26 protein-coding genes are annotated in these 23,145 nt (G+C 60.5%); 10 read left to right on the plus strand and 16 right to left on the minus strand.

Features of this window, described 5'->3' with window-relative positions:
* The coding region (locus tag AC1DLB_RS01390; RefSeq protein ID WP_477784508.1) for an alpha/beta fold hydrolase at nt 1-582 on the plus strand (582 nt) is incomplete at its 5' end.
* A 67-nt stretch (nt 583-649) separates the two neighbouring features.
* Here AC1DLB_RS01390 and dsbG read toward each other — a convergent pair.
* From dsbG to AC1DLB_RS01410, 4 genes are all read right to left on the minus strand, one after another.
* Nucleotides 650-1,417, minus strand: coding sequence for a thiol:disulfide interchange protein DsbG (gene dsbG, locus AC1DLB_RS01395; RefSeq protein WP_018929978.1), 768 nt, complete (start codon nt 1,415-1,417; stop codon nt 650-652).
* On the minus strand, nt 1,393-2,259 hold the full coding sequence (locus tag AC1DLB_RS01400) for a TlpA disulfide reductase family protein (RefSeq protein ID WP_111454993.1): 867 nt from the start codon (nt 2,257-2,259) through the stop codon (nt 1,393-1,395). Before AC1DLB_RS01400 ends, dsbG begins: the two co-directional genes overlap by 25 nt.
* Nucleotides 2,259-3,992 (minus strand): protein-disulfide reductase DsbD, encoded by a 1,734-nt coding sequence (gene dsbD / locus AC1DLB_RS01405; protein ID WP_477784509.1) that lies wholly within the window; start codon nt 3,990-3,992, stop codon nt 2,259-2,261. Before dsbD ends, AC1DLB_RS01400 begins: the two co-directional genes overlap by 1 nt.
* Before the next feature lie 121 nt (nt 3,993-4,113).
* A complete protein-coding gene (locus AC1DLB_RS01410; protein ID WP_477743426.1) occupies nt 4,114-4,887 on the minus strand; it encodes a hypothetical protein in 774 nt (257 codons plus the stop codon).
* A gap of 327 nt (nt 4,888-5,214) precedes the next feature.
* On the opposite strand from AC1DLB_RS01410, the gene AC1DLB_RS01415 reads away from it, so the two are divergent.
* From AC1DLB_RS01415 to AC1DLB_RS01435, 5 genes are all read left to right on the plus strand, one after another.
* On the plus strand, nt 5,215-5,895 hold the full coding sequence (locus tag AC1DLB_RS01415; protein ID WP_477784510.1) for a response regulator: 681 nt from the start codon (nt 5,215-5,217) through the stop codon (nt 5,893-5,895).
* Complete coding sequence (locus AC1DLB_RS01420) at nt 5,892-7,217, plus strand: ATP-binding protein (RefSeq protein WP_477743425.1); 1,326 nt, start codon at nt 5,892-5,894, stop codon at nt 7,215-7,217. Before AC1DLB_RS01415 ends, AC1DLB_RS01420 begins: the two co-directional genes overlap by 4 nt.
* 128 nt (nt 7,218-7,345) lie before the next feature.
* Complete coding sequence (locus AC1DLB_RS01425; protein WP_064616788.1) at nt 7,346-7,831, plus strand: GNAT family N-acetyltransferase; 486 nt, start codon at nt 7,346-7,348, stop codon at nt 7,829-7,831.
* A 134-nt stretch (nt 7,832-7,965) separates the two neighbouring features.
* A complete protein-coding gene (locus tag AC1DLB_RS01430) occupies nt 7,966-9,378 on the plus strand; it encodes a diaminobutyrate--2-oxoglutarate transaminase (protein WP_477745511.1) in 1,413 nt (470 codons plus the stop codon).
* An 81-nt stretch (nt 9,379-9,459) separates the two neighbouring features.
* Complete coding sequence (locus AC1DLB_RS01435; protein WP_477743423.1) at nt 9,460-9,687, plus strand: MbtH family protein; 228 nt, start codon at nt 9,460-9,462, stop codon at nt 9,685-9,687.
* Nucleotides 9,688-9,791: 104 nt separating this feature from the next.
* On the opposite strand, the gene AC1DLB_RS01440 is transcribed toward AC1DLB_RS01435, so the two are convergent.
* From AC1DLB_RS01440 to AC1DLB_RS01480, 9 genes are all read right to left on the minus strand, one after another.
* Nucleotides 9,792-10,706 carry a metal ABC transporter substrate-binding protein gene (locus AC1DLB_RS01440; RefSeq protein WP_064616792.1) on the minus strand — a complete coding sequence of 305 codons (915 nt, stop codon included), beginning with the start codon at nt 10,704-10,706 and terminating at the stop codon, nt 9,792-9,794.
* The gene (locus AC1DLB_RS01445) at nt 10,707-11,606 is read right to left on the minus strand and encodes a metal ABC transporter permease (protein WP_018929969.1); all 900 of its coding nucleotides are present in this window, start codon (nt 11,604-11,606) and stop codon (nt 10,707-10,709) included.
* Nucleotides 11,606-12,349, minus strand: a complete 744-nt coding sequence (locus tag AC1DLB_RS01450) for a metal ABC transporter ATP-binding protein (protein WP_477743422.1) — start codon at nt 12,347-12,349, stop codon at nt 11,606-11,608. Before AC1DLB_RS01450 ends, AC1DLB_RS01445 begins: the two co-directional genes overlap by 1 nt.
* Entirely contained in the window at nt 12,346-13,272 is a 927-nt protein-coding gene (locus AC1DLB_RS01455) for a metal ABC transporter substrate-binding protein (RefSeq protein WP_019582483.1), read from the minus strand. The genes AC1DLB_RS01450 and AC1DLB_RS01455 overlap by 4 nt, the downstream gene beginning before the upstream one ends.
* A gap of 35 nt (nt 13,273-13,307) precedes the next feature.
* Complete coding sequence (locus AC1DLB_RS01460) at nt 13,308-13,880, minus strand: DUF6162 family protein (protein ID WP_414868196.1); 573 nt, start codon at nt 13,878-13,880, stop codon at nt 13,308-13,310.
* Nucleotides 13,881-13,882: 2 nt separating this feature from the next.
* Nucleotides 13,883-14,203: a hypothetical protein gene (locus tag AC1DLB_RS01465; protein WP_436275231.1), complete on the minus strand. Its 321-nt coding sequence runs from the start codon at nt 14,201-14,203 to the stop codon at nt 13,883-13,885.
* Nucleotides 14,200-14,742: a hypothetical protein gene (locus AC1DLB_RS01470; RefSeq protein ID WP_018929964.1), complete on the minus strand. Its 543-nt coding sequence runs from the start codon at nt 14,740-14,742 to the stop codon at nt 14,200-14,202. The genes AC1DLB_RS01465 and AC1DLB_RS01470 overlap by 4 nt, the downstream gene beginning before the upstream one ends.
* Nucleotides 14,739-15,950 (minus strand): PepSY-associated TM helix domain-containing protein, encoded by a 1,212-nt coding sequence (locus AC1DLB_RS01475; protein ID WP_064616801.1) that lies wholly within the window; start codon nt 15,948-15,950, stop codon nt 14,739-14,741. The genes AC1DLB_RS01470 and AC1DLB_RS01475 overlap by 4 nt, the downstream gene beginning before the upstream one ends.
* 261 nt (nt 15,951-16,211) lie before the next feature.
* Entirely contained in the window at nt 16,212-16,670 is a 459-nt protein-coding gene (locus tag AC1DLB_RS01480; RefSeq protein WP_019582478.1) for a VOC family protein, read from the minus strand.
* A 311-nt stretch (nt 16,671-16,981) separates the two neighbouring features.
* On the opposite strand from AC1DLB_RS01480, the gene AC1DLB_RS01485 reads away from it, so the two are divergent.
* From AC1DLB_RS01485 to AC1DLB_RS01500, 4 genes are all read left to right on the plus strand, one after another.
* The gene (locus AC1DLB_RS01485; protein ID WP_192379612.1) at nt 16,982-17,251 is read left to right on the plus strand and encodes a hypothetical protein; all 270 of its coding nucleotides are present in this window, start codon (nt 16,982-16,984) and stop codon (nt 17,249-17,251) included.
* Nucleotides 17,252-17,355: 104 nt separating this feature from the next.
* The gene (locus tag AC1DLB_RS01490; protein ID WP_428635092.1) at nt 17,356-17,967 is read left to right on the plus strand and encodes a LysE family translocator; all 612 of its coding nucleotides are present in this window, start codon (nt 17,356-17,358) and stop codon (nt 17,965-17,967) included.
* 205 nt (nt 17,968-18,172) lie between these two features.
* Nucleotides 18,173-19,339 carry a cysteine desulfurase family protein gene (locus AC1DLB_RS01495; RefSeq protein WP_477743421.1) on the plus strand — a complete coding sequence of 389 codons (1,167 nt, stop codon included), beginning with the start codon at nt 18,173-18,175 and terminating at the stop codon, nt 19,337-19,339.
* A 56-nt stretch (nt 19,340-19,395) separates the two neighbouring features.
* The gene (locus AC1DLB_RS01500) at nt 19,396-21,204 is read left to right on the plus strand and encodes an aminopeptidase P family protein (RefSeq protein WP_477743420.1); all 1,809 of its coding nucleotides are present in this window, start codon (nt 19,396-19,398) and stop codon (nt 21,202-21,204) included.
* Nucleotides 21,205-21,251: 47 nt separating this feature from the next.
* On the opposite strand, the gene AC1DLB_RS01505 is transcribed toward AC1DLB_RS01500, so the two are convergent.
* From AC1DLB_RS01505 to AC1DLB_RS01515, 3 genes are all read right to left on the minus strand, one after another.
* Nucleotides 21,252-21,848 carry a 2-hydroxychromene-2-carboxylate isomerase gene (locus tag AC1DLB_RS01505; RefSeq protein ID WP_204124618.1) on the minus strand — a complete coding sequence of 199 codons (597 nt, stop codon included), beginning with the start codon at nt 21,846-21,848 and terminating at the stop codon, nt 21,252-21,254.
* 35 nt (nt 21,849-21,883) lie between these two features.
* Nucleotides 21,884-22,624, minus strand: a complete 741-nt coding sequence (locus AC1DLB_RS01510; RefSeq protein ID WP_477784511.1) for an SDR family oxidoreductase — start codon at nt 22,622-22,624, stop codon at nt 21,884-21,886.
* A gap of 99 nt (nt 22,625-22,723) precedes the next feature.
* On the minus strand, nt 22,724-23,005 hold the full coding sequence (locus tag AC1DLB_RS01515) for a hypothetical protein (protein ID WP_018929955.1): 282 nt from the start codon (nt 23,003-23,005) through the stop codon (nt 22,724-22,726).
* Nucleotides 23,006-23,145 lie beyond the last annotated feature (140 nt).

Genomic DNA, 23,145 nt, shown 5'->3' on the forward strand with positions numbered 1-23,145 from the left:
CATCTGGACATCGATCGCGTCACGCTGGTCGGTCTTTCGGTCGGTGGCATGTGGGGCGTTCGCCTGGCACTGTCGGCGCCGCAGCGGCTCAACGGGCTGGTGCTGATGGATACTTACGTTGGTGTCGAACCGGAACCGACTCGTCAGTATTACTTCTCGCTGTTCAAACAGATCGAAGACAGCGGTGAGATCTCGCCGCAACTGCTCGACATTATTGTGCCGATCTTCTTCCGTCCGGGCATCGATCCGCAATCGGCTTTGTATCAGGATTTCCGCGCCAGGCTGGCTGCATTGCCAGTCAACCGGCTGCGTGAAAGCATCGTGCCGATGGGACGGATCACGTTTAGTCGTGATGATTTGTTGCCGCGCCTGGCTCAGATGAACCCTGAAACCACACTGTTGATGTGTGGCGATCAGGACAAACCGCGGCCGCCGTCGGAAACCAGAGAAATGGCTGAGTTGATCGGTTGCCCGTATGTGCTGGTGCCGGAGGCGGGGCATATCTCCAGTCTGGAGAACCCCGAGTTTGTCACTGAGGTGCTGCTCAAGTTTCTGGCCGACAGAAATCCGTGTAGCGCTTGATTAAAAAGATCGCAGCCTTCGGTATTGCCCACAGGCGCGTAGGGCGAAGGCTGCGATTTTTTGATCTTTATTTGGGCCCGAGAATCTTCAGCAACTTGTCCGGCGACGGCGCGCCTTGCTGTTGTTGCAACTGGCCCTTTTCATCCATGTAGAAAATCGCCGGGGTGGCGGCCAGTTCCAGGTCTTCCATCAACTTCATGTTCGCCGCCAGTTTCGCCTGAACCGCCGGTGGTACGTCCTTCAAGGCCTTGAGCGAGCTGCCCTTGCCGGATTTCTCGTGTTCTTCCAGGGCTTTCTGCGGGTCCTTGGCGGCCAGCAGCGCGGCGGATTTGCCGGGGCTGTCTTCGCGAATGATACCGACCATGATGTGCCGCAGCTGCACCTTGCCGGCCTGGACCCACGGCCGTGCCTGTTCCCAGAACATGTTGCAGTACGGGCAGTTCGGGTCGCTGAACAGGTAGACGACCCGTGGTGCGTCCTTATTGCCGTCACCGATCCAGCTGCTTGCTTCCATCTTGCCCCAGACTTCCTTGGCCATCGGCGCGTAGACCAGTTTCTGCAACGGTGCGCTGCTCAGGTCATTGCCGTCGGCGTCGTACAGATTGCCGAGCAGCACATGTTTGCCGTCCGGGGTCAGGTACAGCGTCATACCGCGGTTCTGGTACTGCGCCGCGTAACCGCGCAGGCCGTCGGGCGCGTCGAAGGTACCGACGATTTTGGCGCCCTTGGCTTCGATCTTCTTGATCGCTTCAGGCAGTTCTTCGGCCTGTACCGACGGCAGGTGCAGCAGGGCAGCACCCAGGGTCAGTGTCAGCAGGTGGCGGAGGCGGAGCATGGCAATTTCCTTGAAGGCGTGGCCGAGGTGGCCGGGTTCGGGGTGTCGAAGTGTTCCAGGGCGCGGGCCAGGCTGGCTTCCGACAACTCACCCAGGTGACTGCCCAACAGATACCCGTTGGGGCTATAGAACAGCGTAGTCGGCAATGCCATGGAACCCACGGCATGGCTCAATCGACCGCTGCCATCGAACAGCACGTTGGTCAGGCTCAGGCCCTGGGTTTCGAGGAAAGTGGCGACGCTCTGCATGCTTTCGCTCTGGTTGACGAACAGGAAGGTCAGGTCCGGGCGCTGTTGCTGGGCGTTCTCCAGCACCGGCATTTCCCGGCGGCACGGCGGGCACCAGGTGGCCCAGAGGTTGATGACCAACGGGCCACCCTGGTAGTCGCTGAGTTGGATGGTCTGGCCGGCGGCATTGCGCAGGGTGATCTGCGGCAGGCGCGTGCCTTGTTCGTAAATACTCAGGGAGAAACTCGCCAGCAGCCAGAACACCAGGCCGCTGGCCACGCCAAAGCCCAATGGCCGACGCAGGCCCGGTTGACGCCAGCCGCGGTACAACGCCGCCAGCAAGAGCACGACCACCCCCGGCCAGGCGAGAAAACCACCGTCGCGCAGGTCGATGATCTGCCACGGATCGTTGCGATACTGTGCCCAGTAGGCAATCACGAAGCCGACCCGGGCCGCCAGCATGCCCAGCAGGAACAGGCTGAACAGCACCGATTCCGGGTTCTCGCCGCCACGCTTGGCCACCCGCCAGCCGACAAACGTCGCCAGCGCCAGGGCACTGATCAGCAGCAAATGGTTAAGCGCGATGGCAAAGGTGCCGAGGGTAAAGGTCAGCATTAACGAGCGTCTCGGGTGGTGGTCCAGCGTTGCAGGAAAGTGCCGGCATCGACCTCGCCGGTGATGCGCTGGCTGCGACGCTCTTCGCCGTCGGTGCCGATCCACAACAGGCTCGGCGGCCCCGGCACTTTATAACGGCCGAGCAGTTCGCGGCTGGCGGCATTGTCGGCGGTGACGTCCAGCCGTAGCAAGCGCACATCGCTCAGCGCATCCAGTACCTGAGGTTTGCCGAAGACCTGTTTTTCCATGACTTTGCACGACACACACCAGTCGGCGTAATAGTCCAGCAGCACCCATTGGCCCTGGGCCTTGGCGGCGTCGAGCTCACGTTGCAGGGACGCGGGCTCCTTGATCGTCGTGAATGCATCGTGAGCGCTCGGCGAGACAGTGCCGGTACGACCGGCGCTGTACACCTGCAACGGCTGATACGGATCGTCACTGCCGCCCGCCGCACCGACTACCAGCAGGCTGCCCCATAAACCCAAGAGCAGCGAACTGGCGCCGAACAGGTGGGCAACGCGGCCAAACCCCTGGGACTGCTTCCAGGCGCTGTAGGCGGCGATCAGCAGCAAACCACCGCACAAACCGAGCCACAGCGATTCATCCAGCACCGGACGCAGCATCAGCAAAGCCGTGGCGAGAAACAGGAAACCGAACACACCCTTGAGCAGGTTCATCCAGGCGCCAGGTTTAGGCAGGAAGCGATTGCCGACGGTGACCAGCAGCAACAGCGGCACACCGATGCCGATGCCCAGGGCGAACAGAATCAACCCGCCGTGCAGCGCATTGCCGCTCTGGGCGATATAGAGCAGGGCGCCGGCCAATGGGGCAGTCATGCACGGTCCCACCAACAGACCGGACAAGGCCCCCAGCACACCGGCGCCCATCAGGTTGCCACCGCGCTGGCTGCGTGAAACATGTTCCAGCCGATCCCGCACGGCCACCGGCAATTGCAGTTCAAAAAAACCGAACATCGGCAAGGCCAGCAGCACGAACACCGCCGCAAAGCTGCCCAACAGCCATGGATTCTGCAACAGCGCTTGAAGGTTCGCGCCAAGCGACGCCGCCAGAACACCCATCGCCGCATACACCAGCGCCATGCTGATCACATAACTGCCGGCGAGGGCAAAACCGCGTTTGGGCGTGGCACCACTGCCAACGATCAACCCCGCCAGAATCGGCAGCATCGGCAACGAGCAAGGGGTGAAGGCCAGCAACAGGCCCAGACCAAAGAACACCAACAAGCTCCAGCCCAGCGCACGTTGTTGCAGGCCGCTGGCCAAGGCTTGGTCCGGCGCTTCGCTGGCCGCAGATGCAGTAGCCTTGCCGCCCAGGTCCACGATCTGGGTTTGCGGCGGATAACACAAACCGGCATCGGCACACCCCTGGAAACCCACCTTGATCTGACCGGTGGCTCCCGCCGGAATCTTCAGCTCCAGGCCTTGGCGATAAACCTCTTGTTCGCCGAAGAACTCATCGCTGTGTGMTTCGCCGTCAGGTAATACCGGGTGCTGTTGCGCAGACAAACCTTCGAAATTCAGGCGTTTCTGATAAAGGTAATAACCGTCGGTAATCTGCCAATAGAGCTGTGTTTCACCTGATTCGAGGCGTTCGGAGGTAAAGGCAAAGGCCTTTTCCACTGGCAAGAATTCAGGTTTGGTGTCGAACGGATTTATCCCTGCCTGGGCCGCACCCGAGATCAAGAGAACAAAAAATAGAAACAGTCGACGCATGGGTAAGCCTTATCCCTGTGCAAGTTGACTGCACAATGGGTGGCGGCGATTAACCGATGATTAACCGCCGCCGGTACCGCCCGCTTGCCCCGTCAGAAGGCAGCCACTACGGCTTGAAACTTCAGTTGCGCAACAGGCCTGGCCAGGATTGGCTGTCGACCGTATGCGGACCGGAAACCAGGCGATTTTCCTGAATGTTGTAAGTCAGAAACTGATTGTCAGTCAGAAAGATATAGTAATAACTGTCGGCGAAAGTCCGATCGTTTTGCACCGCTGTAATGATCCGGTCTTTGTAGGGAGCAAGACCGGGCCAGGTAGCCTCTGTAATGGGCTCTGTCCTCAGTGACTGGACCGGGGTCACAACAGGGGGAGGGAGGTCGTCGTCAAGTTTGCCACCGATATAGCCGCGGTCCCGGTTGGGATCCTCGTCCAAATCCAGATAGAGGGAGTTCCCGTCATTCATGATGAATCGAAAGAGTGAGGGGCGACTTACTTGCCACCATGTCCCTGCAACGATTCGATCAAAGTGAGGCAACAGCAGCTTCCATTTAGTGTCTTCAACCTTGCGGGTCTGCATTACCGCATCGGTATCCTGATTGTAGGCACAGACCATCGGCGTAGTGCGCTCGTAATAGAAAAGCCAAAGGATATCGAGGTCAGAAGAGTCCATGGGACGATCAAGCGTTATGCCCGTGGTCGTAAATCCAAACCGTAGGTTTTTCATGTGGTTTTCCAACGTCCCCCAGTTTCCTTTAATCGGCCAGGGGTATCCATCAGAGACCTTGTTATCGGGAATATCAAAGCGGGAATAAGTATCGGTGTCTTTGAAGATGAAGTAGATCTTGTCTTTTCCGGAACGCCAATCGACGGTCACGATGTTTTTAAGTGTCGGCATGATCTGATTCCTTTCAGATAATTAAGTATGGTTCGGGTCTTAAATGACTTTCTTCCAGGTAATGATTGGCCTGGAGTGGAGCCGTGCTAGGGTAGCGTGATGTTTTACGCTGTGGTCCTGTTTTCAGGATGGAATATGTTTCGGTTTGAAACGACATGTGCGCAGGCGTTCGGCCATGCATTAACAGCGAACTTCACTTTCAACTTCGTCGCTTAGCGGTCGCGACGCCTGCGTGGGAAGCGCTGCTTCTCGTCAGCGGCGGGCCTTGCCATAATTGCGGCTTAATCCTCAGCTGCTTCACTCGCTTTATTTGTCCTGGGGGCTCCCATGCATGTACTGGTTTGCGAAGACGATGAGCTGATCGCCAGCGGTATTGTTGCCGGCCTGACCGCGCAAGGCCTGACCGTCGAGCACGTCGCCACCGCGTCGGCTGCCCGGGCGATGCTCAAGGTGGCTGAGTTCGATGTCATGGTGCTCGACCTTGGCCTTCCCGATGAGGATGGCCTGAAGCTGTTGCAGCAGTTGCGTCACAGTGGCCTGGAGATTCCGGTGTTGATTCTCACGGCGCGGGATTCGGTCACCGATCGCGTCGACGGTTTGCAGGCCGGGGCCGACGATTATTTGCTCAAGCCTTTTGACCTGCGCGAACTGGCAGCGCGCCTGCACACCTTGCTGCGACGAGTGGCGGGGCRCAGCGTCAACCTGATCGAGCACGGTCGTTTGACCTACGATCCGAGCAGCCGCGAAACCATGCTGGGCGGTCAGCCGGTGGACCTTTCCCGTCGCGAGCAATCGCTGTTGCAAGCCTTGCTGCACAACCGTGGTCGCGTACTCTCAACCGAGCAACTGAAAGACAGCGTCTACGGTTTCAACGATGAGCTGGAAAGCAACGCCCTTAACGTCCATATCCATCACCTGCGGCGTAAACTCGGCAATGGCATTGTCGAGACGGTGCGTGGCCTGGGCTATCGCCTGGGGCCGGCCGATGGCGGAGAAGAATCGAAGTGATGAGCCTGCGTTTGCGCCTGAGCCTGACCCTCGGCGCCGCATTTGCGCTGATCTGGGCCCTGGCCGCCGCCTGGATGCTCAGCGATCTGCGCAACCAGATGATGTTTTCCCTCGACCAGCGGCTGGTTGCCTCGGCGCGGATGGTCGCCGGGTTACTGGAGCAACTGCCGGCATTGCCGAGCAAGGGCGAGGGCACCCATTTCAGCGCTGAACAACTGAATATCCCCGGCGGCATGGCCTGTCAGGTCAGCTCGTTGCGCGGCGAGATTCTGGCCCGCAGCCACAGCAACCCCGAGCAAGCGCTGGAAGCCGAGAAAATGGGCTTCCACGATCAGATTATCGACGGCGCGCCATGGCGCAGTTTCACCCTGGCGCGGGGCGATGTGCGCATCACCACCGCCGACCGGCAGATCGAGCGTGAAGCGCTGAACATGTCCATTCTGCTGGCGGCTTCGGTGCCCGTCGGCGTGGCGCTGCTTGGCTGCCTGTGCCTGTTGTGGCTCGGCATCGGTCAGGGGCTGGCACCGCTCAATCGTATGCGCGATGCGTTGATGCGGCGTAGCGCCGATTCTCTGGAACCATTGCAGATCCAGCCGTTGCCCAGCGAATTGCAACCGCTGCTGGAAACCCAGAATCAGTTGTTCCAGCGCATCGGCAAGACCATCGAGCGTGAACGACGCCTGACCGGTGATGCGGCGCACGAATTGCGTAGCCCGCTGACTGCGATCAAAACCCACCTGCAAGTGGCGCGCATGACCGACGGTGCCGCGCGGGATCAGTCCCTGGCCCGGGCTGAAGAGGGCGCCGACCGCCTGCACCGTACCCTTGAACAATTGCTGCTGCTGGCGCGCGTCGAGGGCAGCTTGTCGTTCGATGATGGCGTGCAGTGCAGCGCTGAGCAGGTGGCGAAACTGGCGATACAGGATGCGGCCAGCGGCGATCGTCAGCGGATCAAGTTTCAGGTGCCGGCCAGATTCTCCGATGCGCCGCTGCAAATGCCCGCAGTGCTGTCGATTGCTGCATTACGCAACTTGCTCGACAACGCCCTGCGCCACACGCCGGGCGATAGGGCGGTGGAGCTGAGCCTGGAAACCAATGGCAATCGCGTGTACTTTCTGGTGCGCGACCACGGTCCGGGAATTGCCGAAGACGACTTGCAACACCTGACCCAACGCTTCTGGCGCAATGGCCAAAGCACCGGTTGCGGCCTCGGCCTGGCGATTGTCCAGGCCATCGTCCAGCGCTGTGGCTGTACCCTGCATTTCGACAGCCGGCCGGATGGCTTGCGGGTTGAATTGACGATGCCGTTGCAACCTGTCTAACAGACACCGCTCCCACAGGGTGTCTATGCCGTCGCACACCAAATGTAACGTCTCTCCGTTGGCCTCCCGGCCCCCACGGCGTTATCGTCCCCGGCAGCTTTGACTCAATGGATTGAGGTAACAGCGCCATGACTGCATCGATACACATCTGCAAGGCAACGTCTGCCGACGCCGGCATCATCAGCCGGATCGTCGAGCGCTCCATTCGCGTCGGCTGCGCGCTTGACCACCGTAACGACCCGCGAACCGTCGCCACCTGGACCCACAACAAAACCATCGAACACGTGCAGCCCTGGCTGAACGACCCGCGGTTGTACCTGAACATCGCCCTGTTGCAAGACAAACCGGTCGGCGTCGCCATGGCGGCGATCAGTGGCAAGGTTGCGTTTTGTTACGTGCAACCGGAATGGTTTCGACGGGGCGCCGGACAAGCGCTGGTGCATGATCTGGAGACGTGGTTGATTGCTCAGGGTTTGCCCCAGGTACGTCTCAACAGCACGCGCACTGGCGAAGCGTTTTACCACCGCCTGGGTTACCGGGCTTGCGCTGAAGCTTTCACGGTGGCGGGGCTCCACGCCATTCCCATGCACAAGGCGCTGCCACCACCTTCATAGAAAGCTGATCGAGGGTCTAAATCCTCGAGCCCTTGATGCGTTTCCAGAACAGGAAAACCTGCAAGTGCGCCCCGTGAACGGAATGCGCACCTGCCCGGTGTGCAGTTTTGGTCACTATCAACAGGGGTCGAGAGATGTCAGTCGCTACCAGCCTTATCGAAGATCAGCCGGCCCGGATTGCCCCGACGCCTGCCGAGACGCTTTATCAGTTCAACGAATCGCCGCTGCTGGCCCGTCAGAGCCAACAGGAATCGAACGCCCGCAGCTACCCGCGACGCATACCCCTGGCACTCAAGCGTGCCAAGGGCATTTATGTCGAAGACGTCGAAGGCCGTTGTTTCATCGATTGCCTGGCCGGTGCCGGGACCCTGGCCCTGGGGCACAACCATCCGGTGGTGATCGAAGCGATCCAGCAAGTGCTGAGCGATGAACTGCCGCTGCACACCCTCGACCTGACCACGCCGGTCAAGGACCGGTTTGTCCAGGACCTGTTCGGCCTGCTGCCGCCGGCATTGGCCGCTGAAGCGAAGATTCAGTTCTGTGGCCCCACCGGCACCGATGCCGTGGAAGCCGCGCTGAAGCTGGTGCGTACCGCCACCGAGCGCAGCACCGTCTTGTCGTTCCAGGGCGGTTACCACGGCATGAGTCAGGGCGCGCTGAGCCTGATGGGCAGTCTGGGACCGAAAAAGCCGTTGGGTGCCTTGCTCGGCAATGGCGTGCAGTTCATGCCGTATCCCTACGATTACCGTTGCCCGTTCGGTCTCGGTGGTGTGCAGGGAGTGCAGGTCAACCTGAATTACCTGGAGAACCTGCTGAACGATCCAGAGGCTGGCGTGCAACTGCCGGCTGCGGTGATCGTCGAAGTGGTGCAGGGCGAGGGCGGGGTGATTCCGGCCGATCTCGACTGGCTGCGCGGTTTGCGGCGCATCACCGAGCAGGTCGGCGTGGCGCTGATCGTCGATGAGATTCAGAGCGGCTTTGCCCGCACCGGCAAGATGTTCGCCTTCGAGCACGCCGGAATCATTCCGGACGTGGTGGTGATGTCCAAGGCCATCGGCGGCAGCCTGCCACTGGCGGTGGTGGTCTATCGCGATTGGCTCGACACCTGGCTGCCGGGCGCCCATGCCGGAACCTTCCGCGGTAATCAGATGGCCATGGCCGCAGGCTCTGCGGTGATGCGCTACCTGACCGAACACAAGGTTTGCGAACACGCCGCCACCATGGGCGAGCGCTTGAGCGAACACCTGCACATCCTGCAGCGGGACTTCCCGCAGCTGGGCGACATTCGCGGACGTGGCTTGATGCTGGGTGTCGAATTGGTCGACCCGGCTGGTGCGCCGGACGCTCAAGGCCATCCACCGGTATTCGGTCGTCTGGCGTCGTTGGTGCAGCGCGAATGTCTCAAGCGTGGGTTAATCCTCGAGCTGGGCGGGCGTCATGGCGGTGTCGTGCGTTTCCTGCCGCCGTTGGTGATCACCGCTGCCGAAATCGATCGGGTAGCCGACATTTTCGGCAGGGCCATGGCCGCAGCCGTCGCCAGCCTCTAAATTTTTCAGCGCCTTTAACGTTCCTTCTACATAACGGCTGCGCGCGGTGTGCAGCCCACCCTATAGCGATGGAGAGACAGCATGACGTCAGTATTCGACCGCGAGGACATCCTCTTTCAGGTCGTGGTCAACCACGAAGAGCAATACTCGATCTGGCCCGACTACAAAGCCGTGCCACAAGGCTGGCGCACCGTGGGCAAGAGCGGCCTGAAAAAGGAATGCCAGGCCTACATCGAAGAGGTCTGGACTGACATGCGTCCACTGAGCCTGCGCCAGAAAATGGAAGAGCAGGCGGCCGTGGCTCACTGAGTCGCCGCGCAAAAAGAAACCCGCTGAACCGGTGACGGTCAGCGGGTTTTTCACGTTTGAAATCTCTGTTGTCTGCGCGGCTGCCATCGCGGGTTTAACTGACGTTATGCCCCGCTCAACCCCTTGATCACTTGATCCACATTCCCTTCCAGCTCGGCCACCGGATCCGCCGCATCGACACTCAACACCACCAACCGACTGCCTGCCTGCGAGATCGCCGCTTTCACCGCCTCCGACGGCTGTCGATGATGCAACACCACCGCCACGTCATGGTCCTTGAGCGTCGCACTCAACTGCTTGAGCGCTTCAGGCGTCCACTCGGCATCTGGCCGTGCATCGAGGCCGATCAGCTCCAGGTTGAGGCCGCCGATCAGGTAGCCGAAATGATCGCTCAGGCTCATCACGCTCAGGTTATCGGCACTGGCCAGCCGCGCTTCACTGTCGGCACTGAGCTTGAGCAGGCGCTGCTTGAGCGCTGCGAGATTGGCCTCGATGGTCGGTTTGGCCGCCGGCGCCAGGCGCACCAGGTCCGCCGCCATCACGTCTGCCATGCGCCCCATGTTGTTGCTGGAAAGCCACGGCTGGCTGTTCAACCCGTCGACCTTGCTGCCGGGCTGCACGGCGATGCCGGGAAGGGCGCCGTCCACCGGGCGGGCGGCGTCGACTTCGACGATACGAATATTGCTGCGCCGGGATATCGGGTACAGCGGATCATCCGCCCACAGGGAACGCAGACCAATCACGGCATCGGCGTCGGTCGCCAGCTTGGCCAGCGCCGGAGCGCCACGACCGGTGAAATAGGCGGTCTGTCGGCTGCCGGGCAGATTCTCTGGAGCGGCCCGTTCCAGTTTGATTTCGGTGCCTTTGAGCAACACTTCGCCCAGACCATAGGTGATCGGCAAGGACGCCAGCACGTGCAGCGGTTTGGCGCTGTCCGCCGCAGCGCAAGTATTGGCCAGACCGCACAGGGGCAATGTGAAGGTCAATGCCAGGGTCAGTTGACGCAGAGAAAAGCACATTTATCCGAGGTTCCCTTTCAGGCTGGGGAGGATGCCGCGAGCGATCGCGGCCAGGGCGAAGGCGATACCGGCCACCAGAATGATCGCGGCACCGGACGGGATGGGCAGGTCAAAGACAATCGGCGCGAGAATTCCGCACAAGGTGCTCACCGTGGCAATCAGCACCGAACACCAGAAAAAACCCTTCAACGACTGGCTGAGCAAGCGCGCGGCCGCCGCTGGAATCACCAGTAGGGCGCCGACCAGAATCGCGCCGATGACTTTCACCGCAGCCACCGTGATCAGCGTCACCAGGATCACGAACAGGTAGTCCAGGGTTTTCACCGCCACGCCACGTACCGCCGCCAGTTGCGGGTTGAAACTGGCAAGCATGATGCGGTTGTACAGCGGCAGGGCCAGTGCCATGACCAGCGAGCCGACGATGGCCAACACCAGCAGGTCGTTGCCGTTGACCGTCAGTACCGAGCCGAACAGCACGTTTTCCAGAATGTGCACATTGATCTTGCCCGCCAGAATCAACAGCAGGCTCGCGCCCAGCGCCAACGACACCGACAGAAACACGCCGATCAATGTATCCGGCGCCAGACCCGTGCGGTTGCGCAGGTAGTTCAGCAAAATCCCGAACAGCAGGCAGTAACCGAACAGGCTGCCATAAGGCCCGGTGTAAGGTTCACCGAGCAGAATGCCGATGGCCACGCCAGTCAACGCCGCGTGACCCACCGCTTCGGAGAAAAATGCGAAGCGCTTGACCACCACCAGCGTGCCCAAACCGCCCAGCACCGGGCCGATCAGCAATCCAGCGAGCAGGGCGTTGACCACAAATCCATAGGCCAGCGCTTCCGGCAGGTAACCCGACGAGGCCCAACCCTGGACCATCAAACGAAAGGCTTCGTAGCTCATCAGGCAGCGCTCCGGGGATGGGTCGAGAACAGAGTCAGCAGTCGCTCCGGGGTCAGCGCCTGTTTCGGCGTGGCATCGAACAACACCCGACGATTGAGCCCGGTGACCCGGTCCGCCAGACGCCCGACCGCTTCCAGATCATGTTCGATCCACAGCACGGTGATGCCGCTCTGGCGCCAATCGCCCAGCAGCCGTTCGAACACTTGGATACCGGCCTCATCGAGCGCCGACATCGGTTCATCGAGCACCAGCAACTGTGGCGCCGGAATCAGCCCTTGGGCCAACAAAACCCGCTGGCGTTCGCCGCCGGACAGCGCGCCCATGCGCCGTTTGCGTTTGTCCTGCATGCCGACCCGTTCCAGCGCCTCGCCGATGGCCGTCGCGTAATGCTTGCTCAAACCGAGGAACGCCGGGAGCCGCTGACACATGGCCGCCATGAAGTCGTCGACAGTCATTGGCAAACCGCGATCAAACTCCAGCGCTTGCGGCACGTAGCCGATCGTCCCGGGTTCGCCGGGCCATTGCAGGCTCAAACGGCCCTGATGCGGCATCTGCCCGAGCAGGGTCTTGATCAGCGAACTCTTGCCGCCACCGTTGGGGCCGACCAGGGCATGCACGCTGCCGGGCCGGACCTGAAAGGTCACGTTGTCGAGGATCGTCGTGCGACCGAGGGTCAGGCTGACTTCGGCGAAGTCGAGGGTCGGGCCGGCGCTTTGTACGGTCAGGGTTTCTTGAGCGGTCATGCGCCGGACTCCTGAATCGCCCGAACCACGGTGTTGAGGTTGCCGGTCATTTCCTTTTCGTACTTGTCGGCGGTGTATTCGCCATAGGAAATGTGCGACAGCGGATACAGCTTCACCCCCGATTCGCGCTGGATGGTTTCGACGTAAGTGGACGGGAAATCCATCTCCGAGAAGATCACTTTCACGTCCAGCTCCCGCAGTTGATCGATGGTCTTTTTCAGTTGGCTGGGGCTGGGTTCGATGCCGTGGGCCGGCTCGACCACGGCGGTGACTTCCAGGCCGAACTCGCGCAGCAGATAGTCGTAGGCGGCATGGACCGTGGCCACGCGCAGCTCGGCGTTCGGCGCCTGGGTCAGTTTGGCCAGGGCATCGGCGCGCATCTGCCGCAGGCGCTTACCGTAGGCGCGGGCATTCTGGGTGTAGGTTTTAGCGTTGGCCGGGTCGAGCTTGCCCAACTCGCGGGCAATGTTGTTGACCTGGGCAATCGAAGCGCTGATCGACAAGAACGTGTGCGGGTTCACCACTTTACCGGCACCGCGAGCGGCGACACCGGTGGCGGCCAACAGCGGCACGTTTTCGTTGGCTTCGATCACTTTGATATTCGGGGTTTCGCTGGCGGCGATCATGCGGTCGGCGAAGTCGTCATGGCCCACGCCGTTGAGTACGATCACGTCGAGCCCGCTGATGCGTTTGATGTCCTCGGCGCGGGGCTCATAGGCGTGCGGGTTGAAACCGGCCGGAATCAACGGCACCACTTCGGCCTTGTCGCCGACGATATTGGCCACGTAGCTGTAATAAGGGTGCAGGGTGATGCCGATGCGCAGGCGCTTGGCTTCGTCGGCACTGGCCAGAGGCGTCAGCAAACAGGCAAGCAGGCCGACCAGTAGCAGGCGCAAAAAACGACGTTGAGATGAACTAGGCATGGGAAAGCGGTCTTCTCTCGGGTGAGGGCGAGGGTTCAGTGCCGATGCTGGCGGGTGACCCCGGCATCGAATTGCGCGACGATCTGCTGCCAGCCAGCGCTTTCCAGCGCGGCGTCAGTCAGATCAGCCGGGGGCGCGAGGGCTTTGGAGCGGTTGAGCCAGATGTCTGGCGCATCGTCGTCAGCAGTCAAACGCATCAGGAATGAGCCGGCCACGGTGGGTGCCTGGCTCTGGCCGAAGTACGCCTTGGCGTCCAGCAATTGCCAGGCATGACCGCCTCGACTGACAGAACTGGCGTCTTGGGCAAACGGCGCGAAACCTTCCTCGGCGAGGGTGGCGGGTGTGGGCAGCGCTTGTTGTTCCTCGCGCAACAGGTGGATTTCATCCAGCGTGACCCGCAGGTCTGCGTAAATACCTTGCTCGGATGCGCTCAGGTCGCGGCGGGCATCCAGTTGATGGGTGCCGACGCTGCTCACTTCCCGGGACTCGCCGCGCCAGGCGACTACCGAGCCGGCCACCGCCAGAATCATCAGGCACAACAGCAACACATAGAGGGTTTCATGGCCGGCTCCGGCCGGGCGCACCACTTGGGTGGTTGGCGTGCTCATGCTCAGGGCGCCTCGATGTCGGCTTGGTCGATCTCGACCACGTGGCCGGGACCGGCGTCGAACAGCACGTAGAATTCAGCGCCGGGCTTCTTGAACGTCAGGGTCGAATCGGTGCCGAGCTTGCCTGGCACCAGAATGGTTTCATCGTAGCCGATCACATCCAGGGTCACGCCCGGCGCGCCGCTGCCGTCGGAGAAACCACCGGTGCAACGGATCTGTTCGGCGTCGATGGCCTTGCACTCGCACATCGGGTTGTGGGCCAGGGCGCTGGCGCTGAAGACGGTGCAGAGCACCAGTAAAACGGGGCGAAAAACGCTGGTCATGGTTTGCCTCCTTGTCTGTTCAGCCATGCGACGGTGGCCGGCGACGCCTGGCTCAGGGGGATGGAGGCTTGATGCATGGCGCCGTCCCAGCCTTCCATGGTGATCCACAGTTCAGCGTCGTTTTTGGTCTTTTCGGGTACCGGTAGCGCGGCGCCCATGTGGTAGGGCGTGCCAAAGAAAATCACCCCGGCGGCGCGCAGGCTGCGCGGTTTGCCAATGCGCAGGTAAGTCGCCTTGACCTGATCGCGACAACTGTCGCAGAGCGCAGCATTGAAGGACTTCAAGTAGCCGGCCGGGCCATCGGATACCGGGGCTGCGTTGCGCAATTCAGCCAGGCGCAGGCTCCAGGGGCCGACCTGAATTTCACCGACTTCACGCTCACCCAGGCCGGTGTCTCCGCGAAACAGCGCTGCGTCGGCGAAGTATTTGGGCATGAACCCCAGCGGCACCAGCAACARCAGCACGTTGATGTGGAAACGCCATGTGTGCCAGAAGCGGCTTAGCGGCGAGCGTGGTTTTTCTGCTGCGACCTGGCTCATCGGCTGCCCTCCGTGGCTTCGCGGCTCATGGCCGGGGCCGGCTGGCCGGTCAGCGCAGCCCGTGGACGCTTGTTGCTGCGCTTGAGCGCATTGGCCGTGGCCAGGGCGGTGCGTTTGGTCCAGATCAACAGGCCGCTGAGGACCATCATGCTCAGGATCAGACCGAAGAAGAACCAGATCAGCTTGATCCAGATACCGCCGAAATCGCCGGTGTGCAGCGGACGCATGGATTCGGTCACCAGCTCCAGACCCGAACGATCCGACAGCAGGCGCGTGGTGGAAATGTCACCGGTGTAAGGGTTGACCTCGGCGCTCTGGTAGATCAACGGGTACCAACTGCGCCCGCTCACCAAAAGATGGCTATAGGCATTGGCGGGGAGGCTGACAGAGCTGTCTTCCAGGCCAGGAATGCGTTCCTTGGCCTCGCGGATCGCGCTTTCCAGGCTGATCATCGGCGCCGGTGCGCCATCGACGGTGAGCGGCACGCTCTCACGCGGGACGACGGGGGCGACCGGCGCGGTGGAAATCGAAATGTGGTTATCGGACAGGATCGCTTCAATCATGAACCAGGTGCTGGTGACGGAAATCACCGCAATGAACCAGATCGACCAGATGCCGCTGAGCCGGTGAAAGTCGCCCCAGAAAATCCGCGCGCCATGACGAATGCGCAGGGTCGGTCGCAAGAAGCCTTTCCAGAACCGTTTGTAGACCACGAGCCCCGTCACCAGTGAAGCCAGCATCGGCAAGCCGAGGAACGACACCAGATACCAGCCCCAGCTGTAGCCGTTGGTGAATGGCACCAGCCACCACCCATGCAGCGCGCGAGTGAAGGCCTGGAAGTTGAAGGGTGGAGCGGTGCCCTGAATCGCCCCRCTGTAGGGGTTCACATAGACCGTCACCGAGCGTCCGTCCGGGTAGCTGACCTTCACATCCAGGGCGAAATGCGACTCGTCGGGACGGTTGATACTTTCGACCAGCGTTTGGGGCTCGGCCTTTTTGATGGCGGCGATGATCTGGTCATAGCTGAGCAGCGGCGCGTCGTCCGAAGGCGGGCTGGCGCGCATTTGCGGGTTGGCCAGCCAGACGATTTCCTGACTGACCACCGCCAATGTGCCGGTCACACAGACGATCAATACAAAGAACCAGATGGGCAGGGCCAGCCAGCTATGGACCAGAAACCAGAGTTTTGAGCGGGATTTCTTCGACATGATTAAAGGTCTTGTTTCGATGAGAGGACCTCTGCTGCGGGCTTCCCAGCGTTGAGGTCCATGAAAGGCCCGGTCGTGGCTTTTGCCTACGCGACCGGCTGCATCTAAATAAGACGTATGAGCATCGGAAATCCCGAAAGGGGATATGAAAGTAAATGTTTCGTGTTTCTGCGCTGCGTGGGAACAGCCAATATTGATGTTGAATGTGATGCCCCCATCGCGAGCCTGCTCGCGATGGGGGCTGATCACATACCGAAGCTATCAACCCTGCTTGAACATCTCCTTCGCCCGCTGTTCGATCTGTTCCTGCGTCAGATCCTCCTTGCGCGTGGCCAGAAACCACACATGCCCATAGGGATCCTTCAAGGTCCCCGTGCGGTCGCCATAAAACTGATCCTTGACCTCGGACACCACCGTGGCACCGGCATCGATGGCCTGTTTATAGGACTTGTCCACATCGTTCACATACAAATGCAGGCCCACGGACGGCGATTTGTCCGGGTTGCTCAAGGGCCCCTGGTCACAGGGTGTGCCCAGCATGATCGGGCTATCGCCGATACGCAGTTCGGCGTGCCCGATGCCGCCGTCGGGCATGGCCAGACGCATGACTTCGGTGGCGCCAAAGGCTTTCTTGTAGAAGTCGATGGCTTCGGCAGCTTTCTGGATGCCCAGATAAGGGGTGATGCTGTGATAACCCTCTGGAATAGGTTTGACGCTCATGACGGTTCTCCCTTTATTGTTGTGGAGTTAAGGTGTTCCTTCGCCGTTTTCCGGTCGGATAACTATAGGTCAACCCCTTCGCCACAACCGAGTGCCCGACGAGTAGCCGCAGTCACGACAACGCACTGCACTGCAATTTTGGTGCATCAGCGGTAAGAACCTGGATCGACAGGTTCTCTGTGGCGCGACGCTTGTTCACTGCCAGTTCACCAATTCCCGATACCCACTATCGAGAGCATTGATTTCTGCCCGTCGGGGCGCGTCGGTAGCCTGTGTTCATTGCCCCGAACCCAGCTATCCGGACTTTCGAAATGAAAACTCTACTCACCACTTTTCTGTTGCTCGCCGTTTCCGTCCTCGCCGGATGTGCCAGTCATGTTTCACCGGAACTACGCCCCTACACCGCTGAAGAAACCCGGGAACTGGCGCTGGAAGCCTTGAACCGTCGGGGCTTGTCCTTCGAGGAGTACCACGCGAAGAAAGCCGAATTGCTCGGTCAGCCGACCAAATCGATCAGTTTTGACAAGCAAGGCGAGATGAACGCCGAGCGCACAGTACAGCTGCACGGTCGCCAAAGCTGAGCGACAACTGTACTGCTCGAACTTTCACGCAACTGTCCATGGGCTTCCCTCAAGGCGTGCGATAGGGTCAACACCTGACTGACTCTGATGGACTGCCCCCCCCCATGCTCTCGCTCGACCTGCTGCTGGGCTTTGCCCTGTTCGCCCTTGTCACCTCGATCACCCCCGGCCCGAACAACACCATGTTGCTGGCCTCGGGCGTGAATTTCGGCTTTAGCCGCACCATCCCTCACATGCTGGGCATTACCTGCGGCTTCTTCGTGTTGGTGGTGGCCGTTGGTTTCGGCCTGGGCACCGTGTTTCAAACCTATCCACTGCTTTACACCGTGCTGCGTTATGTCGGCGCGGCGTATTTGCTGTACCTGGCCTGGAAGATTGCGCATTCCGGGCCGGTCACCGAGGGTGAGCAGGGCGAGGGCAAGCCGATCAGTTATTTGGGCGCGGCGGCGTTTCAATGGGTCAACCCCAAGGCCTGGATCATGGCCATCGGTGCCATCAGCACCTACACGCCGATGCAGGGCTATTTCACCAATGTGATTGTGATTGCCGCGGTCTTCGCTCTGATCAACCTGCCGAGCGTCGGTGTGTGGGCTGGTTGTGGCACGCTGTTGCGCAATGTGCTGCGCGATCGCCGCTGGCTACGCCTGTTCAACTGGGGCATGGCCTTGTTGCTGGTGGCTTCCATGTATCCGTTGTTGCTTGAAAGTTTTAGCTGACGCATTGCTTCAACCGGTTGCCCGATGCCTGTTAAGCTCGACTTCAGGAGCGTTCCTACGCACTTTTAAATGAAGTTGTTCTTCTTTAACGGCCTCCGATCAGGTATTGCTATCGTTCTGCAAATTCGGCGCCGCTCATAAGGCGGCGCTTTGATATTTCCAGTGACGAGCTTCCTGATCCCGGAACACGCTCTGCGAGTCTTCTATGAATAAACGTCCGTTGTATTTCGACTACGCCGCCACCACGCCGGTGGATGAGCGGGTCATCAAGGTGATGGTTGAGTGTCTGGGCTTCACGGGTAACTTCGGCAATCCAGCGTCCAGCTCCCATACCTTCGGTCAACAGGCCCGGCAATCGGTCGAGCACGCACGGCGCCAGGTCGCCGAACTGGTGGGCGCCCAGGCCGAGCAGATCGTCTGGACCTCCGGAGCCACCGAATCCAACAACCTGGCACTCAAGGGCGTTACCCAGGCCCGCGGTGTGTCCGGCGGACATATCATCACCAGCCAGATTGAACACAAGGCAATTCTCGATACTGCCAAACAATTGCAGGATGCCGGCGTTGCCGTGACGTATCTGGTGCCCGATGCCGAAGGCCTGATAACTCCGCAAGCAGTCAGCGAGGCGATGCGCGAAGACACCTTTCTGGTGTCGCTGATGCTGGTCAATAACGAACTGGGCACCGTCAACGACATCCCGGCCATCGGCCAGGTGGTGCGTGATCGCGATTCGTTGTTCCACGTTGACGCGGCTCAGGGCGCGGGCAAAGTGGCGATCGACCTGGCCCGGTGGCCAGTGGATTTGATGTCGTTCTCGGCGCATAAGGTCTACGGCCCCAAAGGCATCGGCGCGCTGTACGTCGGGCCCCGTGCGCAACAGCGCCTGCAGGCGCAGATCCACGGTGGCGGCCATGAGGGCGGGTTGCGTTCCGGTACTCTGGCGACGCACCAGATCGCAGCCATGGGCGCCGCTTTCGCACTGGCGGCCGCATTGTTCGATGAAGAAAAAGCCACCATCGTGCGCCTGCGTGAACGCTTGCTCGATCAGCTGCTGAGCATTTCCGGTATTCGCGTCAATGGCAGTCCGACCCAACGCATTCCCCATACCCTGAGCCTGACCTTCAACGAAGGTGAGTTCAATTCCGCGGCGTTGAGCACCTCGATCGCGTTTTCCGCGACGTCGGCCTGCAACTCCGCCAGTAATGCACCATCTCATGTGCTGCTGGCGCTGGGGCATGACGCGCGCTCGGCCAGTCGCACCATTCGCCTGAGCCTGGGGCGTTTCACCACCGAGCAAGATATCGACCAGGCTGCGCACCTGATCAAAACGGCCGCCGCCAGTGCACCGGCATTCTGGGCGACAGGTCCTTAAGCGCCGACTCTGATCGGCACCAAACAATAATGATGAAGTGGTTAGCAGGAGACACGATGAGTACGCAGCCTTCGATCAATGGATTGGTACCCCGGCGCCTGGCGCAAACCCGCGAGCTGATGAGCCGGGAGGGCATTCATGCTCTGTTGGTGCCGTCGGCCGACCCGCACCTGTCGGAATACCTGCCGGGCTATTGGCAGGGGCGGCAGTGGCTGTCGGGTTTCCATGGCTCGGTCGGCACGCTGATCGTCACGCCGGATTTCGCCGGCGTCTGGGCCGACAGCCGCTATTGGGAACAAGCGAGCAAGGAACTCAAGGGCAGCGGTATCGAGCTGGTCAAGCTGCAACCGGGTCAACCCGGCCCGCTTGATTGGCTGGCCGAGCAAACGCCTGAAGGCGGTGTCGTCGCAGTCGATGGCGCGGTGATGGCCGTGGCGTCGGCGCGTACCCTGAGCAGCAAACTCCAAGAACGCGGCGCACGTCTGCGCACTGACATCGATTTGCTGAGCGAAGTCTGGAGTGATCGCCCGAGCTTGCCGAACGAGCCGATTTATCAACACTTACCGCCTCAGGCGACCGTCAGCCGTGGCGAAAAACTCGCCCAGCTGCGTGACGTGTTGAAAGAGCGCGGTGCCGACTGGCATTTCATTGCCACCCTCGATGACATCGCCTGGCTGTTCAACTTGCGCGGCGGCGATGTGTCGTTCAACCCGGTGTTTGTGTCTTTCGCGCTCATTAGTCAGCAACAGGCCACCTTGTTCGTCACCCTGAGCAAAGTCAGTGCCGAGCTGCGTGCCATCCTTGAACAGGACGGCGTGACCCTGCGCGATTACAGCGAAGTGGCCGCCGCCTTGCGCGCCATACCAAGCGGCGCGAGCCTGCAAGTCGATCCGGCGCGGGTCACGGCGGGTCTGCTGGATAACTTGAACAGTGATGTGAAACTGGTCGAAGGCCTGAACCCGACCACCCTGGCCAAGTCACAAAAAAGCCTGGCCGATGCCCAGCACATCCGTCGGGCCATGGAGCAGGATGGCGCGGCGCTGTGCGAATTCTTCGCCTGGCTGGAGGCGGCATGGGGGCGTGAGCGCATCACCGAACTGACCATCGACGAACACCTGACCGCGGCCCGCACCCGGCGTCCGGATTATGTGTCACTGAGCTTCAACACCATTGCTGCGTTTAATGCCAACGGTGCGATGCCGCATTACCACGCCACCGAAGAAGAGCACGCGGTCATCGAGGGTGACGGCCTGTTGCTGATCGACTCCGGCGGCCAATACTTGGGCGGCACTACCGACATTACGCGGATGGTGCCGGTGGGGACGCCGACTGACGAGCAGAAGCGCGATTGCACCCGCGTACTCAAAGGCGTGATTGCACTCTCCCGCGCGCAGTTCCCGCGGGGCATTCTGTCGCCGTTGCTGGACGCCATTGCCCGCGCACCGATCTGGGCCGAAAGTGTCGACTACGGTCATGGCACCGGTCACGGCGTCGGCTACTTCCTCAACGTTCACGAAGGCCCGCAAGTGATCGCCTATCAGGCGGCAGCCGCGCCGCAAACTGCAATGCAGCCAGGGATGATCACTTCCATCGAACCGGGCACCTACCGTCCGGGCCGCTGGGGCGTGCGGATCGAGAACCTGGTGTTGAACCGCGAGGCGGGCAAGAGCGAGTTCGGTGAATTCCTGAAGTTCGAAACCCTGACCCTGTGCCCGATCGACACCCGTTGCCTGGAACCGTCGTTGCTGACCGAAGACGAAAAGCAGTGGTTCAACGGCTACCATGCCGAAGTGCGCGAGCGCCTGAGCCCGTTGCTCGATGGCGCGGCCCTTGAGTGGTTGAACACCCGGACCGCGGCTATTTGATCGGCTTGAGTTCAGTTGCTGGAAACAGCGCCTGAACTCAAGCCTGGCTATTGTGCCCGCAGGGCTTCAAGGACGAAGTCCAGCCGATCCTGGCCGAAGAACAGTTGATTCCCGACAAACATGCTCGGTGCGCCGAATACACCGCGTTGTACTGCTTCCTCGGTGTTTTTCTTGAGGGCGGCTTTGACGTTCTCATCGGCGGTCAGTGCCAGCACTTCATTCGGATCGAAACCGTTTTGCGTCAGCACGGCGGCAACGGTCGCGGGATCATCGAGGCTGCGCCCTTCCACCCACAGGGCATGAAACAGGCAATCGATAAACGCCTGAAAGCGTTCGGGATGACGTAATTGCATACCCGTGACCGCGCGCATCAACATCAGGGTATTGATGGGGAAGTGCGGGTTGAACTTCAGTGGTACACCGTAACGCTTGGCATAGCGGTCCAGGTCCTGAAACATGTAGCGACCCTTGGCCGGAATAGTCACCGGGGAGGCGTTGCCGGTGGCTTTGAAGACGCCGCCCAGCAGCATCGGTTTGTAGATCAGCTGACTATCGGTCTGCGCGCAGATTTTCGGCAGTTGGGTGTAGGCCAGGTAGGTGGCGGGGCTGCCGAGGTCGAAAAAGAACTCCACGGTTTTACTCATGTCGATGTGCTCTTCTTTTTGTCGTAGGGGAAGGCTTACCAGCGTTCGCTCCAGGGGCGCAGATCCAGCTCGAACGTCCAGGCGTCCCGTGGCTGGCTGTGTAAGTACCAATAGTTTTCGGCGATATGCTCGGGATTGAGGATGCCGTCCTGATCCTTGGTCGCGTATTTTTCCGGAAAACTGTCGCGAATAAAGTCGGTGTCGATGGCACCATCGACCACCACATGGGCGACGTGGATGTTCATCGGCCCCAGTTCGCGGGCCATGCTTTGGGCCAGGGCGCGAATCCCGTGCTTGGCGCCGGCGAAGGCAGCAAAACCTGCGGCACCGCGCAAACCGGCGGTGGCCCCGGTGAACAGGATCGTGCCCCGTTGGCGGGTGACCATGCGCTTGGCCACTTCGCGAGCGTYGAGAAACCCTGAGAAACAGGCCATTTCCCAGATCTTGAAATACTTGCGAGCGGTTTCTTCGAGAATACTGCAGGGCACATTGGCGCCGATATTGAAGACGAACGCTTCGATGGGGCCGATCGCGGTTTCGATCTGCTCGACGAGCGCAATCACGTCCTCTTCTTTGCGCGCATCGCAGGCAAAACCATGAGCCTCGCCGCCGCTGATCGTGATGGCATCTACCAGTGGCTGAAGTTTGTCTGCGCTGCGACGTGTGACGCAGGCGACGTAGCCTTCTCGGGCAAAACGCTTGGCGATGGCGCCGCCGGTGGCATCGCCTGCGCCGACGACCAATACGATTTTCTTGCTATTGATAGCGGTGGTCATGGATGTCGCCCTTTGCTGAACGGTCAGTGACTGACGAACGTTAGCAGCATCCCGGGCGAGGCGCCTATCGGGCTACGCAAGCCCAATAGGGTTGGAGGATTACTTGCAGATGACGATCATGCTGCGGCTGGTATAGCCGGCCGGGTTAAGGCCAAACGGATAATCTCCGGGCTCTTCGACCGCATCCCCAGACTTGGCAATCACCTTGTAACCCTTGGGCGCGCACGAGTTGGCAGCGCTGGTGTAGCACTGGTCCCAGGAGGACGACAGCCCGGAACAGTTGATATGCAGCCCTTTCTTGCCGTGTTTGATCTGGGTTTTCGAGGTCGCCGCGCAGCCCGCAACTGCAAGCACGGCGATCAGTATCAAAATTCGTTTCATTGCTGTCCTTATTGAGGCCCCGGATCTTTGTGCCCGGGTCTGCCTGCATTCGCTTTTGCTTGAAGCGTTCTGATATCCCTATCTGAAAAAATCCATGTCTGACACTGAGTTACGTGGCCTAAACATGGCCTAAATGAGCG

This window comes from Pseudomonas sp. 05N434 (assembly GCF_056396965.1).

What these genes read in the sequence shown, in the direction of transcription:
- AC1DLB_RS01490 (WP_428635092.1), top strand. Translation starts at nt 17,356, where the DNA reads ATGCTCTCGCTCGACCTGCTGCTGGGCTTTGCCCTGTTCGCCCTTGTC.
- AC1DLB_RS01500 (WP_477743420.1), top strand. Translation starts at nt 19,396, where the DNA reads ATGAGTACGCAGCCTTCGATCAATGGATTGGTACCCCGGCGCCTGGCG.
- AC1DLB_RS01495 (WP_477743421.1), top strand. Translation starts at nt 18,173, where the DNA reads ATGAATAAACGTCCGTTGTATTTCGACTACGCCGCCACCACGCCGGTG.
- AC1DLB_RS01460 (WP_414868196.1), bottom strand. Translation starts at nt 13,880, where the DNA reads ATGAGCACGCCAACCACCCAAGTGGTGCGCCCGGCCGGAGCCGGCCAT.
- AC1DLB_RS01485 (WP_192379612.1), top strand. Translation starts at nt 16,982, where the DNA reads ATGAAAACTCTACTCACCACTTTTCTGTTGCTCGCCGTTTCCGTCCTC.
- AC1DLB_RS01440 (WP_064616792.1), bottom strand. Translation starts at nt 10,706, where the DNA reads ATGTGCTTTTCTCTGCGTCAACTGACCCTGGCATTGACCTTCACATTG.
- AC1DLB_RS01480 (WP_019582478.1), bottom strand. Translation starts at nt 16,670, where the DNA reads ATGAGCGTCAAACCTATTCCAGAGGGTTATCACAGCATCACCCCTTAT.
- AC1DLB_RS01450 (WP_477743422.1), bottom strand. Translation starts at nt 12,349, where the DNA reads ATGACCGCTCAAGAAACCCTGACCGTACAAAGCGCCGGCCCGACCCTC.
- AC1DLB_RS01400 (WP_111454993.1), bottom strand. Translation starts at nt 2,259, where the DNA reads ATGCTGACCTTTACCCTCGGCACCTTTGCCATCGCGCTTAACCATTTG.
- AC1DLB_RS01410 (WP_477743426.1), bottom strand. Translation starts at nt 4,887, where the DNA reads ATGCCGACACTTAAAAACATCGTGACCGTCGATTGGCGTTCCGGAAAA.
- AC1DLB_RS01445 (WP_018929969.1), bottom strand. Translation starts at nt 11,606, where the DNA reads ATGAGCTACGAAGCCTTTCGTTTGATGGTCCAGGGTTGGGCCTCGTCG.
- AC1DLB_RS01465 (WP_436275231.1), bottom strand. Translation starts at nt 14,203, where the DNA reads ATGACCAGCGTTTTTCGCCCCGTTTTACTGGTGCTCTGCACCGTCTTC.
- AC1DLB_RS01505 (WP_204124618.1), bottom strand. Translation starts at nt 21,848, where the DNA reads ATGAGTAAAACCGTGGAGTTCTTTTTCGACCTCGGCAGCCCCGCCACC.
- AC1DLB_RS01425 (WP_064616788.1), top strand. Translation starts at nt 7,346, where the DNA reads ATGACTGCATCGATACACATCTGCAAGGCAACGTCTGCCGACGCCGGC.
- AC1DLB_RS01430 (WP_477745511.1), top strand. Translation starts at nt 7,966, where the DNA reads ATGTCAGTCGCTACCAGCCTTATCGAAGATCAGCCGGCCCGGATTGCC.
- dsbG (WP_018929978.1), bottom strand. Translation starts at nt 1,417, where the DNA reads ATGCTCCGCCTCCGCCACCTGCTGACACTGACCCTGGGTGCTGCCCTG.
- AC1DLB_RS01435 (WP_477743423.1), top strand. Translation starts at nt 9,460, where the DNA reads ATGACGTCAGTATTCGACCGCGAGGACATCCTCTTTCAGGTCGTGGTC.
- AC1DLB_RS01515 (WP_018929955.1), bottom strand. Translation starts at nt 23,005, where the DNA reads ATGAAACGAATTTTGATACTGATCGCCGTGCTTGCAGTTGCGGGCTGC.
- AC1DLB_RS01455 (WP_019582483.1), bottom strand. Translation starts at nt 13,272, where the DNA reads ATGCCTAGTTCATCTCAACGTCGTTTTTTGCGCCTGCTACTGGTCGGC.